The sequence below is a fragment of the Loigolactobacillus bifermentans DSM 20003 genome, assembly GCF_001434575.1.
In the GTDB taxonomy this organism is placed as follows: Bacteria; Bacillota; Bacilli; order Lactobacillales; family Lactobacillaceae; genus Loigolactobacillus; species Loigolactobacillus bifermentans.
In genome coordinates, this window is sequence record NZ_AZDA01000001.1 from 1 (window position 1) to 14,668 (window position 14,668).

At 42.7% G+C, this 14,668-nt stretch carries 8 protein-coding genes and 1 pseudogene; 8 read left to right on the plus strand and 1 reads right to left on the minus strand.

Annotated features, from left to right (window positions below):
• Positions 1-88: 88 nt before the first annotated feature.
• Positions 89-1,273: an NAD(P)/FAD-dependent oxidoreductase gene (locus FC07_RS00005; RefSeq protein WP_057903079.1), complete on the minus strand. Its 1,185-nt coding sequence runs from the start codon at positions 1,271-1,273 to the stop codon at positions 89-91.
• A gap of 205 nt (positions 1,274-1,478) precedes the next feature.
• Here FC07_RS00005 and FC07_RS00010 point away from each other — a divergent pair, with 205 nt between their 5' ends.
• The 8 genes and pseudogenes from FC07_RS00010 to argH all read left to right on the plus strand — a co-directional run bounded on the left by FC07_RS00010 (position 1,479) and on the right by argH (position 14,659).
• Positions 1,479-2,336 carry a helix-turn-helix domain-containing protein gene (locus FC07_RS00010; protein ID WP_057903080.1) on the plus strand — a complete coding sequence of 286 codons (858 nt, stop codon included), beginning with the start codon at positions 1,479-1,481 and terminating at the stop codon, positions 2,334-2,336.
• 202 nt (positions 2,337-2,538) lie between these two features.
• Entirely contained in the window at positions 2,539-4,299 is a 1,761-nt protein-coding gene (spxB, locus tag FC07_RS00015) for a pyruvate oxidase (protein ID WP_057903081.1), read from the plus strand.
• Between the two features lie 304 nt (positions 4,300-4,603).
• Positions 4,604-5,977, plus strand: a complete 1,374-nt coding sequence (locus tag FC07_RS00020; protein WP_057903082.1) for an RNA-guided endonuclease InsQ/TnpB family protein — start codon at positions 4,604-4,606, stop codon at positions 5,975-5,977.
• 266 nt (positions 5,978-6,243) lie between these two features.
• Positions 6,244-6,770 (plus strand): annotated as a pseudogene (locus tag FC07_RS00025) (YfbR-like 5'-deoxynucleotidase); the annotation flags it as partial.
• 127 nt (positions 6,771-6,897) lie between these two features.
• Positions 6,898-8,904 carry an excinuclease ABC subunit UvrB gene (gene uvrB / locus FC07_RS00030; protein ID WP_057903084.1) on the plus strand — a complete coding sequence of 669 codons (2,007 nt, stop codon included), beginning with the start codon at positions 6,898-6,900 and terminating at the stop codon, positions 8,902-8,904.
• Positions 8,905-8,920: 16 nt separating this feature from the next.
• Complete coding sequence (gene uvrA / locus FC07_RS00035) at positions 8,921-11,785, plus strand: excinuclease ABC subunit UvrA (protein WP_057903085.1); 2,865 nt, start codon at positions 8,921-8,923, stop codon at positions 11,783-11,785.
• 257 nt (positions 11,786-12,042) lie between these two features.
• A complete protein-coding gene (locus tag FC07_RS00040; RefSeq protein WP_275453065.1) occupies positions 12,043-13,281 on the plus strand; it encodes an argininosuccinate synthase in 1,239 nt (412 codons plus the stop codon).
• Positions 13,274-14,659 carry an argininosuccinate lyase gene (gene argH / locus FC07_RS00045; protein WP_057903087.1) on the plus strand — a complete coding sequence of 462 codons (1,386 nt, stop codon included), beginning with the start codon at positions 13,274-13,276 and terminating at the stop codon, positions 14,657-14,659. Before FC07_RS00040 ends, argH begins: the two co-directional genes overlap by 8 nt.
• Positions 14,660-14,668 lie beyond the last annotated feature (9 nt).

Here is a 14,668-nt window from a genome sequence, read left to right on the forward strand (position 1 = left end):
GCCATGATTGCTTAATTCAAAATCTAAATTGTCTAACTTTTCTATTGCACTTCACAAATCCGGTGTGGCACTTTTTGTTTAGGTTAGGTTAAAGAAAATCAAAACGACCGTGAGCAAACATGGCTTTTAAGCCAGATTGTTCAATTAAGGAACGGTCATCGATCACACGCTTTAAAGCTGATGCAAGATAGCCGTGCAGTTTATGTTCACCAAAGACTTTAGCGACCCCATCACGATCACCTAAAGCGAGCACAGTGCCTAAATCGTTAAACTCAAAATCTTTACGTGGTTCATGGTTGAGATCTGCAGCAATGTTGTTGGCTGCACAAACGCCCATTTGAAATGCGATTTGACCAGTGGCCGGGTAAGGGAAAGGTTTGCCTGGCATGCGCACAGCGGCAACGTCGCCAATCAAGAAAACTGATTTGTCGTCTTCTAAGCATAATTCATCGGTTACCATCACCCGGTTACGCCGATTTTCGAGACCAGAGGCACTGATCACAGGACTACCACTGACACCAGTGGTCCAAATAATGGTGTTAGCGGTGTAGGTTTGCTCATCCGTGATAACGGCATTGGCCTGAACTTCTTTAATGGGTGTACCAGTGCGCAAGACAATGTGATGCTTAGCTAACCAGTCTTTAACGTAGTTTGTGAGCTGATCGTCAAACATCGGCAAAATATTATCTTTTGCTTCAATACATTGGACTGAGATTTGGTCCAATGGAATGTTGTAGTGAGCGGCTAGCTTTGGCAACCGTGCTGCTAAGGCCCCTAAATATTCCAAAGCGGAGAACCAAGCACCACAGACAATAATTTTCAAATCGTCTGGATCCTGGGACTTCTGGTAGTTTTGAAATTGTTTTTCGACATGTTGTTTCACAGCTAAAGCAGTGTCTAAACTGACGATTGGCATGGCGTATTCTTTTGCACCTGGTACGCCGTAATCTTCAGAGACTAGGCCCAGCGCAACGATCAAGTAATCGTAGTGTAAAGGCGCTTCGTCTGCTAATAAAACTTGCTGATTGGGACGGTCGATTTTGGTAACGGTTGCTTGTTTAAAGTGAATGCCAGCCGGTAAGTTCGCCGGTAATGGCAAAACGACTTTGTTGGTTTTTAGCGTACCGGCAGCAATACTCGCCAGTGCTGTTGTTTCATAGTGATAATCGTTACGGTTGATCAGGGTAATATTGGCGTTTAGTTTTTTCTTTGCAAGGATCTTCGCTGCACGCAAGCCAGCGTATCCAGCGCCTAAGATGAGAATATCAGTCATCTTTGTCCACCTCCAAGTATTGTGAGCGCTTTTTTCATGATTTACATTATACCTAATGGGTTGAAATGTAAACCAATTAAATGTATATTTTTTATATATTAATGTTATAATTATCACAAAAGCAGTTCGCACATTATTGACAATTGAAGCATGAAAAAAACGGTTGAAAACCATAATTCTAATAGGAAGTAGGTTAAGGAGTAATATGAATATTGCATATTTTGTTGCCACACGTAAAAAGCTTGGCTTTTCACAAAAAGAGCTGTCAGATGGCATCTGTACCCAAGCAACATTAAGCCGTTTCGAGAAAAATGGCCAAATTCCAGCGGTTAAAACCTTGATTCAGCTGTGTAATCGATTGAATATCAGCTTAGGCGAGTTATTTCCCAAAGTTGAACCGGTTCAAAATGAGTTGAAACGCAAAATGGAAGCGATTGAATTTAACTTGATCACGGCCGAGTATCAAACGGCGTGGGAATCACTGGCGACGATCAACGAAACTGAGATCAAAGATACAACGCAACGGTTGGACTATCTATACTTAAAAGGCTTTTTGTTGATTTACACCAAGCAAGAATTAGCCGATGCCTTATTTAGTTTCAGTCAGATCATTGCTGAGGCTAACCCGCAACAGCGCTTATACCAGCTATTAGCGTTAACCGGTTCCGGGATGATCTATACCCGCCGGCAAGAATTAGAAAAAGCGGACTTTTACTTTAATCGGGTGCTGCATCAGATCTACGAGTACCCAGTGCAAACGACCACAGATGTTTGGCGGGTTCTGAATATTGTTTATCATTGTGGGGCCTTTTATGCCAGCACTGGGGATTATGAAACCAGCAATGCGCTATTAAATTACGCACTTGAAATCTGTTCCAGCAACCATGTGACGTATTATGTCGCACGAATTGCCTTTTGCTTGGCGAAAAATGCTCAGCAGCAAAAAGCTGGGAAAAAGCAGGTGTTGGAATATTTAAATGACGCCCGCGCTTTTGCGAGAATCAACCATAATCACAATAAACTTGCGGAAATTCAGGCTTTTCAAGCCGAACTTGAAGCTTAAATCCGAAAGCTCATGCATGATTCAATGATGCATGAGCTTTTTTCTTGCCGTTTTTTTGAAAAGGGTTTATAAATAAGACGTGTTGAAGCGCGAAATAAAAAAATTTGATTTTTTTGTTCAAAAACGTTTACATTTTTAAAATTAGCATTATACTGTATTTGTATATTTGATTTAACAAAAATGAATCGGAGGTATTTACGATATGACTGATACAAAGACAATCAAAGCTGCTGACGCTGCTTTTAAAGTAATTGAAGAGTGGGGTGTTGACCACGTTTATGGTTACCCTGGTGGTTCTTTTGACGATGGGATGAATGCGCTTTATAACCGTCGCGATACCATGAAATTCATTCAAGTACGCCACGAAGAAGCAGGGGCTTTGTCTGCTGCTGCGGAAGCCAAGTTAACTGGTAAATTAGGTGTTACCATTGGGTCTGCTGGCCCTGGTGCCGTTCATTTGTTAAACGGTCTTTACGATGCCAAGCACGATCATGCCCCTGTTTTGGCAATCGTTGCCCAAGTCCCACAAGGCCGGATGAACATGGACTTCTTCCAAGCCATTGATGAAGGCCCAATTTTTGATGATGTTGCTGTTTTCAACCGGACTGCAACAACTGCTAAAGGCTTACCAGCTTTGATCGATACCGCCATTCGTCAAGCTTATAAATATAACGGTGTTTCAGTTGTCATTATTCCTAAGGACTTAGGCTGGACTGATATTCCTGATACTTATATTTCAAACGCTAAAAACCACGTGGCACCAATTTGGCCACAACCAGATCCAGTGGCAATTGACAAAGCCGTTGAATTGATTGAAGCTGCTGAAGCACCTATGGTTTACTTTGGGATTGGGGCCAAACATTCTGGTCCAGAATTAAAGGCTGTCTCAGAGAAATTCAAGATGCCATTGGTTTCATCAGTCCTTGCAAAGGGGATTGTTGAAGATACTTATCCTGCTTACATCGGGTCAACAGGCCGTCCTGCCGGTAAAGCTGGGGTTGAATTAGGCTTTAACACTGATTTGATCCTTTGGGTTGGGAATGACGTACCATTCAGTATTTTCTTATTCAATCCAAAAGCAAAAGTCATTCAAATTGACATTGATAATGAAAAATTGGGCAAACGTCATGCCATCGATGTCCCAATTTTGGCAGACGCTAAGACCGCTTTGGCTGCATTAGCTGCAAAAGGCACTGAATTACAACCAACACCATTCTTTAAGGCTGCATTAGCTGATCATAAAGACTGGCGCAAATGGCAAGATTCCTTCAAGGATGACAAGTCAACACCTGTTCGCCCTGAACCAGTCTTTGATGCCATTAACAAAGCTGCCAAAGATGACGCTGTCTTCGGTGTCGATGTTGGTAACATTAACATTAACTTCATGCGTTTGATCGACTTGAAGACTACCCAAAAGTGGACGACTTCTGGTCAATACGCATCAATGGGTTATGGCTTACCAGCTGCTGTTGCAGCCCAAGTCGCTTACCCTGATCGTCAAGTCTTCAGTTTAAGTGGTGATGGTGGTTTTGCCATGATGTCACAAGAATTGTTAACTGCTGTTAAATACAACTTGCCAATCATTAACATTGTCTTCAGTAACCAAACATTAGGTTATATTGAAGCTGAACAACGCGATGATACGCATCAACCACTTTCTGGTGTTGATTTGATTGACACAGATTGGGCAACTGTTGCAGATGGGATGGGCGTTAAAGGCTTTACCATCAAGACTTATGATGACATCAAGCCTGTTTTTGAAGCTGCTTTAGCTGAAAAAGGCCCTGTTTTGATCGACGTGAAGTTAACCACAGAAATGCCATTAACAACACAACATATGTTCATCGATCCAGCATTCCAAGATGCTGACAAAGTTGCTGAATTTAAGAAGCAATACCAAGCAGAAGACTTGAAACCATTTAGCACTTACTTAAAGGCTGCTAAAGAAGGCAAGTTAGACTAGTTTTATACTTTAAAAAGGCGCAGGCTGAGGCTTGCGCCTTTTTTGCGTCAATATGGAGCGCTAATTCGTTGCAATGGCCAAGGGAAATCGTTAAAATAACGCTAATCGATTTTAACGTGAAAGGAATGATCAATATGGGAATGCATCAATATTGCGAGTAAAAATCTATTAGATACCGTCATTTATAGTCATATGACCACAAATTTAAGCGACATTCAGTTTTTTAATAACATTTGCCAAAAAAGAACATTTGTTCCTTGACGGAAAACGTGTTATAGTCGATGTAATGAAAGGAGCTGACAAAATGACCCTGAGTTCTAAGGAACAAAAGGCATTAAAGTTTTTTTGGCAGAAACGTCTTAAATTATCAACGCCTAATATTGATGCCAGAACAGGTATTGATAAAAATCAAATCGACTATTTGACAGAACAACATATTGTGCGTGAATCTCATCCGCACTATCCACGCTTATTAGTGGCGGCGCACGAAGCGAATAATGTCTATAATCAAGGCCTTTATCGTGTACGCCAAGCGTTATTTAAGCATCAATGGTTAAGTTGCCAAGACCTTTGGAAAAGTTTTAAGGCCAGTGCTGATCAGCGTGATTCGATGATTAAAAATAAGATTGGTAATGCCAATGTGACCCAACAGATTCTTAAAGTGGTTGCGCATAATATGACAGCTTGGAACCAAGCTCGCAAGGCTTATCAACGCAATTCACACCGATTCACTGGGTATCCACGTTTACCCAAATACCGGACTAAAGGCGGCTTATTCACGCTTTATATTAGTAACCAAACGGCGAAATTGCGCGCCAATGGCGTGGTGGAGATTCCATTTTTAGATCACTTTAAAATCAAGTTACAACATACTGAAACATCAAAGCTTCAAATCGTACGGATTGTTCCCAAACATCATCACTTCTTAGTAGAAGTTGTTTATCAAACATCACACAAAATCAGTTATAAACCAGACAATCACCGCTATTTAGGGATTGATCCCGGTGTTAACAATGCTTTTTCACTTATTTCAAACGTTAAAGATTTTCAACCCTTGATCATTAATGGACGGCCTTTAAAATCTGTTAATCATTTCTATAACAAACGTCGCAGTCAACTGTATTCAATTCAAGCCCAATTACATCAACCACATCAAAGTCGTCAACTCTCTCGTTTAGAATTTTACCGCTATTTAAAGATCACGCGTTTTGCCCATGAAGCCAGTAAACGTATCGTCGATATTGCGTTAAGCCATGCGCTCAATACGATCGTGATCGGTAAAAATAAGCAATGGAAAACCAATCTTAATTTAGACAAGAAAACCAATCAAAATTTTGTCGGTATCCCGCACCAAAGTATGATCAATATGATCAAATACAAGGCTAATTTAGCAGGGATCGTTGTGATCGAACAAAATGAGAGTTATACCAGTCAAACCAGCTTTTTAGATCACGAACGACCAGTCAATGCCAATGGCAATCAGGCGCGTAAACGTAAAGGCTTAAGTCCTCATAACCGGCGTCTAAAACGGGGCTTGTTTAAGTCTAACCATGATATTTTGATCAATGCAGATATCAACGGTGCCTATCAAATTTTAAGAAAAGCAGTCCCTAATGCATATGTAGAGGGGATACAGGGATCCGGATTGACCCCAGTCAAAGTCAACTTGAACTTTTAGTTTAGGTGTGGCATCAGAACATGATGTCAGAATTGACAAAACATTTCGAACAGAAAACTCGGATGCCGAGAAACGCGTAGCTTTTTGAGTGAAATCCTGTTAGTGTGAAGCATTCAATTGTGGATCATGCTTTGATTTACAGTGCGTAAATTGATGAAGTAGGTGCGTTTTAACGTTAAGAGTAGTCGTTTAATTGTGATTGATGGCCGTTTGAAAGTTGTTCAAATGACTAAAAAAGATATAATTGAGCTAGAAATGTATTATCTGAGGAGCATTCTGTGGCGGCGCATTCCTTTAAAGTCAAGCGGGAACCCAGGTCGATTGGCGGGCGCTGTACGAAAAAGCGTTGAACCATGATTATACGGAGCGCTTTATTGGCGACATTAAAACGCCGGTGAAGTATGCTACCCCAGAACTGCGGCAGATGTTAGCGGCAGTTGAAAAAAATTTAACAGAGAATTTTATTCAAAATGAGATTCCAACGGCCTTTCAAAGTGATTATCGCCGGCGCTTTGGTGAAAGGAAAGACGCCACCCTGGAAGGGCGTTTATTAGCAGTGGCGGATAAAATTGATTTACTTTATGAATCATTTGGTGAGATTCAAAAAGGAAATCCAGAGGCTGTTTATACGGATATTTACCGGGAAAGTGTGGCAACACTTTTAAACTATCGTGATCTTGCCAGCGTGCAGTATTTCCTCGCTGAAGTCTTACCAGATTTGTTAGCGGAGGATTTTACCAATCAGATTCAACTGCGTCAAATTACGCACTATCTTATGGAAGAAAAAAATTAGAATTAAAGCAATGGCGAAACTATGTTCGGTGTGTTAAACTAGTAACACCCATAAGTCAAAGGTTGGGATCAAGGTTCCAACCTTTTTCGTTGCGTCATGATTGAAATGAAAGTGAGGTTTTTTAACTGTGATTGAACGTGAAGCGCATCGTGATTTTGAATTGGTCTCACCTTATCAACCGGCTGGGGATCAGCCGCAGGCCATTCAGAAATTAACCGCAGGGATTGAGAATGGCACCAAAGCCCAGATTTTATTGGGGGCTACTGGGACCGGTAAGACGTTTACCATGAGTGAAGTCATTAAAAATGTGAATAAACCAACGTTGATCTTAGCGCATAACAAAACGTTAGCGGGCCAGTTATACGGTGAGTTTAAGCAGTTCTTTCCTCACAATGCGGTTGAATATTTTGTCAGTTATTATGATTATTATCAACCAGAAGCTTACGTCCCATCCAGTGACACTTACATTGAAAAAGATTCTAGTATTAATGATGAAATCGATAAATTACGGCATTCAGCGACCAGCTCATTGTTAGAACGCGATGATGTGATCGTGGTGGCCTCTGTTTCCAGTATTTTTGGGTTAGGCTCGCCTGACGAATATCGCGACCACGTGTTGTCTTTACGGGTTGGCCAGGAATTAGAACGTAACGAGCTGTTGCGTCAGTTGGTCAACATTCAGTTTGAACGCAATGATATTGATTTCCAACGGGGCCGCTTCCGAGTACGCGGTGATGTGGTGGAAATTTTTCCGGCATCACGGGATGAACGGGCGTTACGAATTGAATTTTTCGGTGATGAGATCGATCGGATTCGCGAGGTAGATGCCTTAACCGGTGAGATCATTGGTGATCGGGATCATGTGGCGATTTTCCCGGCAACCCACTTTATGACCAATGAAGATCAGTTGGATCAAGCCATTGATTCCATTGCGGCTGAATTGAAAGATCGGTTAAAAGTGTTGACTGATGATCATAAATTATTAGAAGCACAACGACTTGAGCAACGCACGAATTATGATATTGAAATGTTACGGGAAATGGGCTACACCTCAGGCATTGAAAACTATTCTCGTCATATGGATGGGCGGCAACCAGGCGAAGCGCCGTATACATTGTTGGATTTCTTTCCTAAAGACTTTCTGATTATGGTGGATGAATCTCACGTGACCATGCCGCAAGTGCGGGGGATGTATAATGGTGATCGGGCTCGGAAACAAATGTTAGTGGATTATGGTTTCCGGTTACCCAGTGCACTGGATAACCGGCCGCTAAAATTGTCGGAATTTGAACAGCACGTTAATCAAATCGTTTATGTGTCGGCCACGCCAGGTCCTTATGAATATGAACAAACGGATCAAGTGGCTGAGCAGATCATTCGGCCAACGGGGCTGTTGGATCCTAAAATTGAAGTGCGGCCGATCATGGGACAAATTGATGATTTGATTGGTGAGATCAATCAACGTATCGATCAACATGAACGGGTCTTTATTACCACGTTGACCAAGAAAATGGCTGAGGATCTAACGGATTATTTAAAGGAACTGGGCATTAAAGTTCGTTATTTACACAGTGATATTAAAACGTTAGAGCGAACGCGCATTATTCGTGATCTACGGTTAGGTAAGTTTGATGTCTTGATTGGGATCAATTTACTACGTGAAGGGATCGATGTTCCGGAAGTTTCGTTAATTGCGATTTTAGATGCCGATAAAGAAGGCTTCTTACGGAGCGAACGGTCCTTGATCCAGACGATTGGTCGTGCGTCACGAAATGTCAACGGGACCGTGATCATGTACGCAGATCATATCACGGATTCCATGCAAGGTGCCATGGATGAAACGCAACGTCGGCGGACGATTCAGGAACAATTTAATGAAGCGCATAACATTACGCCGCGTACGATCAAGAAAGAAATTCGTGAACTGATCTCACCGGTGAAGTCTGTGGCAGTGGACGATTCTGCCAAAAAGCCATTAAATGAACCCGATTTTGCAGATATGTCGAAGAAGGATCAAAAGGCGATGATCGGGCGTTTAGAAGAGCAAATGCGAGCTGCGGCTAAAAAACTAGATTTCGAACAAGCAGCGACCTTACGGGATACCGTTTTGGAATTAAAAGCAGCTGTTGAATAATGGGGGTTGAAACACTTTGGCAAATGATAAAATTGTGATTCATGGCGCACGGGCCCACAATCTAAAGGATATTGATGTGACCATTCCACGCGATAAGCTCGTGGTGGTCACGGGTTTATCCGGTTCCGGCAAAAGCTCGTTGGCGTTTGATACCTTGTACGCTGAGGGACAACGGCGGTATGTGGAAAGTTTATCGGCTTATGCTCGGCAATTTTTAGGCCAAATGGACAAGCCAGATGTGGATTCCATTGATGGGTTAAGTCCAGCGATTTCCATTGACCAAAAAACCACTTCTAAAAACCCGCGTTCAACGGTTGGAACGGTGACGGAAATCAATGATTATTTGCGGTTACTGTGGGCGCGGATCGGGACACCGATTTGTCCCAACGATGGGACGGAGATCAGCAGTCAAACAGTGGATCAAATGGTTAACCGCGTGTTGGCGTTACCTGAACGCACCAAGTTGCAAATTATGTCACCGATTATTCGTCAGAAAAAAGGCCAGCATAAGAAAGTATTAGCCCGGATTCAAAAAGAAGGCTATGTGCGGGTCCGAATTGATGGCGAGATTCGGGATGTTAGCGAAACCATTGAATTAGACAAAAATAAAAAACATGATATTGACATTGTCATTGATCGAATCGTGATCAAATCTGGGATTCGTTCTCGGCTGTTCGATTCATTTGAAGCCGCCTTGCGCTTGTCAGACGGTTATGCCACAGCGGATGTGATTGGTGGGGAACCAATTTTATTTTCCGAACACTATGCGTGCCCTTATTGTGGCTTTACCATTGGCGAATTGGAACCACGGCTATTTTCATTTAATGCGCCGTTTGGGGCTTGTCCTGAGTGTGATGGGTTAGGGATGAAGTTGGAAGTTGATGAGGATTTGGTGGTGCCAGACCCAAGTCTGACCTTAGCGGATGGTGCGTTAGCGCCTTGGAATCCAATTTCATCACAGTATTATCCTGAATTATTAGCCCAAGCTGCCAAGCATTTTAAAATTGATCTGGATACGCCATTTAAGGATTTGCCGACTGAACAGCAACAGTTGATTTTGCACGGTGCAGGTACCGAAACGTTCCACTTCCACTATGAAAATGATTTTGGTGGGGTACGTGATGTTGACGCAACCTTTGAAGGGGTCATGAACAACGTGGCCCGGCGTTATCGGGAAACCAACAGTGACTTTACCCGCACCCAAATGCGGCAATATATGACCGAATTAACCTGTCCCGTTTGTCATGGTTATCGGTTAAATGAACAGGCACTGGCAGTTAAAATTAAAGGCCAACACATTAGTGCGGTTTCTGAACTGCCCATTTCAGAATGCTTACACTTTTTTGATGCGTTAACATTAACTGAAAAGCAAACCACTATTGCCAAACCGATTTTAAAGGAAGTCCATGATCGGTTGAGTTTCTTGCAAAATGTTGGCTTAGATTATTTAAACCTAAGCCGTTCAGCAGGCACCTTGTCTGGGGGGGAAGCCCAGCGGATTCGGTTAGCGACGCAAATCGGTTCGAATTTGTCAGGGGTTTTGTACATTTTAGATGAACCTTCAATTGGCTTGCATCAGCGGGATAACAATCGTTTGATCAAGTCGTTAAAGGCCATGCGCGATTTAGGTAACACGTTAATCGTGGTGGAACACGATGAAGATACCATGCGGGCTGCCGATTACTTGTTGGATATTGGCCCAGGTGCTGGGGAAAACGGCGGGCAAGTGATGGCCGCTGGGACGCCAGCAGAAGTTGAAAAAAATCCCAATTCGTTAACTGGACAGTATTTGTCTGGTAAAAAATATATTCCGCTCCCGGCAAAGCGGCGTCAAGGCAATGGTAAAAAGTTGCGTATCACCGGGGCTGCGGAACATAACCTTAAGAAAATCACCGTTGATTTTCCATTAGGGGAATTTATTGTGGTGACAGGGGTTTCTGGGTCAGGAAAGTCGACCTTAGTCAACAGTATTTTAAAACGGGCGTTAGCGCAAAAGTTGAACCGGAACAAACAAAAGCCAGGGAAGTACACGAGCATTGCCGGCGTGAAAAATGTTGATAAACTGGTGGACATTGACCAAAGCCCGATTGGCCGCACCCCACGCAGTAACCCGGCCACGTATACCAGTGTGTTTGATGATATTCGGGACTTATTTGCCCAAACTAATGAAGCCAAAATTCACGGTTATAAGAAAAATCGCTTTAGTTTTAACGTGAAAGGCGGGCGCTGTGAGGCTTGTAAAGGTGATGGGATCATTAAAATTGAAATGAACTTTTTACCGGATGTTTATGTGCCGTGTGAAGTTTGTCATGGGACGCGTTATAACTCCGAAACCTTACAAGTCTTATACAAAGACAAGACGATTTCGGATGTTTTGAACATGACGGTTAATGAAGCCCTGAAATTCTTTGAAAACATTCCTAAGATTCGGCGCAAGTTACAGACAATTGTCGATGTTGGTTTAGGGTACATTACCTTAGGCCAACCAGCCACGACCTTGTCTGGGGGGGAAGCACAACGGATGAAGCTGGCTTCTGAACTGCACCGTCGGCAAACTGGGAAAACATTTTATATTTTGGATGAACCGACCACTGGCTTGCACGCTGACGATATTAATCGTCTGTTAGCAGTGCTCCATCGACTGGTGGATGCTGGCAATACCGTTTTGATCATTGAACATAATTTAGATGTCATTAAAACAGCCGATTATCTGATTGATCTTGGCCCAGAAGGCGGGGCTGGCGGTGGCGAAGTGGTGGCCACCGGAACGCCAGAGGTCATTGCAGAAACCCCTGGTAGTTATACTGGGCAATATTTAAAGCCGATTTTAGAGCGCGCTGGTAAACGGCCACGCTTTGAAGGCCCTAAAACTGAAAAGTAACGGCAAAACACAACTTTCGGGTTGTGTTTTTTTGGTTCAAAAAGCTAAATTAAACGTCTTTTATGCAATTTTAGCCGTATATCAAAGAAATTTATGAATAAATATATAAAATCGTTGCATTTTTTTTGAACGTGATGTATGCTGTTATCAACGTCAAAGATAAAGATTTGATGAACGGTTACCACAACAGATTTCAAGTTGGTTAAAGGGGTAGCCTGCTGATACTTAAATAAAAACACACACATGATGAGAGGTTGATTTATATGGCTAACGAAAAAATTGTTTTAGCATACTCAGGCGGTTTAGATACATCTGTTGCAATTAAATGGTTGATGGACAAAGGTTACGATGTCATTGCAGCTTGCATGAATGTTGGTGAAGTTGGGAAAGACATGGATTTCATCAAAGCAAAAGCTTTAAAGATGGGTGCGATTAAAGCCTTCAACTTAGATTGCCAAGCAGAATTTGCCACAAACTATGCATTGGTTGCGTTGCAAGCACACACCTTATATGAAGGGGAATACCCATTGGTTTCTGCTTTATCACGGCCTTTGATTTCTAAGAAATTAGTTGAAATTGCCCATCAAGAAGGCGCGACTGCCATTGCCCATGGTTGCACAGGGAAAGGGAACGACCAAGTACGGTTTGAAGTTGCCATTCGGGCGTTAGCACCTGAAATGAAAATTGAAGATCCAATTCGGGATTGGAAATGGTCACGGGAAGAAGAAATCGAATACGCTAAAAAGAATGGCATTCCAGTGCCAATCGACGTTGACAGTCCTTATTCAATTGACCAAAACCTTTGGGGCCGGGCCAACGAATGTGGCGTTTTAGAAGATCCTTGGGTCACACCACCTGCAGATGCTTATGATTTGACCAATGCGGTTGAAGATACACCAGATACACCAGCCATTGTTGAAATTGGTTTCGAAGCCGGCGTACCAGTGAGCTTAAATGGTGAAGCATTAGACTTAGTTGCCTTAATCGGTAAATTAGACAAAATTGCTGGCGAACACGGCGTTGGCCGGATCGACCATATTGAAAACCGGTTAGTCGGGATCAAGTCGCGGGAAGTTTACGAAGCACCAGCTGCCATGACGTTGATCAAAGCCCATAAAGCTTTGGAAGACTTAACCTTCGAACGGGATTTAGCACACTTTACCCCAATCGTTGAACAACAAATTACTAACACGATTTATAATGGCTTGTGGTTCTCACCATTATTTGATAGTTTATTAGCCTTCATTAAGAGTACACAAAGTGTCGTGACCGGTACGATTCGGATGAAGTTATTTAAGGGGAATGCAGTGGTTGAAGGTCGGAAGTCACCATACTCCTTGTATGATACAGAATTGGCCACTTACACATCAGCTGATAAGTTCGACCATGATTCAGCTGTTGGTTTCATTAAGCTTTGGGGCCTACCAACTCAAGTGAACGCGCAGGTACAAGCAAAAGTAAAACAAGATGCGAAAAAGGAAGTTGCTCATGACTGAAAATCACCAATTATGGGGCGGTCGTTTCACCGCTGAACCAAGTGAATATGTTCAACGTTTTGGCGCCTCGATTGGGTTCGACCAAGCAATGGCAGCCGAAGATCTAACTGGATCATTGGCCCATGTGGCGATGTTGAAAAAAACGGCGATTTTAAAAGCTGAAGAAGCAGATCAAATCACAGCGGGTTTACACACGTTGCAGCAAAAGCTCGCCAATGGCGAATTAGAATTTTCAATTGCCAATGAGGATATTCATTTAAACCTTGAAAAAATGTTAACTGATTTAATCGGGCCAGTCGCCGGTAAATTGCATACCGCTCGAAGTCGGAATGATCAAGTGGCCACTGATATGCATTTGTATTTGAAGAATCATTTAAATACAATTTTGCCATTGATCAAGCAGTTGCAGGCAACGATTGTGGCGAAGGCTGAAAAGCACATTACCACGTTAATGCCAGGCTATACGCATATGCAGCACGCGCAACCCATTTCTTACGGGCAATATTTAATGGCATATTTCCAAATGTTCCAACGGGATGCAGAACGCTTTGACTTTAACCTAAAACATACCGACTTATCACCATTGGGTGCAGCGGCGCTGGCTGGGACGACTTTTCCAACGGATCGGGCGTACACAGCAGCACAATTAGGCTTTGCGGCGCCTTATGCCAATAGTTTAGATGCGGTTAGTGATCGGGACTTTATTTTAGAGTTTCTGAGTAACTCGGCACAATTAATGATGCATTTGTCACGGTTCTGTGAAGAAATCATTGTGTGGGATAGTCAAGAATTCCATTATGTTGAATTAGATGATACTTATTCAACTGGGAGTTCGATCATGCCACAAAAGAAAAACCCAGATATGGCTGAACTGATTCGCGGTAAAACCGGTCGGGTTTATGGTGACTTAATGGGCTTGTTAACCGTGATGAAGGGGCTACCTTTAGCGTATAACAAGGATTTCCAAGAAGATAAAGAGGGAATGTTTGATGCGGTTAAAACCATTGAACAATCCTTAACGGTCTTTAATGGGATGCTGGCCACGTTGAAAGTGAATACTGCTCAAATGGCCCATGCGACCACCCATGATTTTTCAAATGCCACTGAATTAGCAGACTACTTAGCGGCAAAAGGCATGCCATTCCGGCAAGCACATGAACTAGTGGGCGAATTGGTTTTGACTTGCATTAAAAAGCAAGCCTACTTGAAGGACGTCACCTTAGCTGAATTTAAGGCGTTATCACCGTTGATCGAGGAAGATGTTTATACAGCATTGGATCCTGAAACAGCTGTTGAACGCCGGAACTCATTAGGTGGCACAGGCTTTAAACAAATTAAACAACAAATTGCCGCTGCCAAAACGTTGCTCGGCGAATAACTTAAAAAA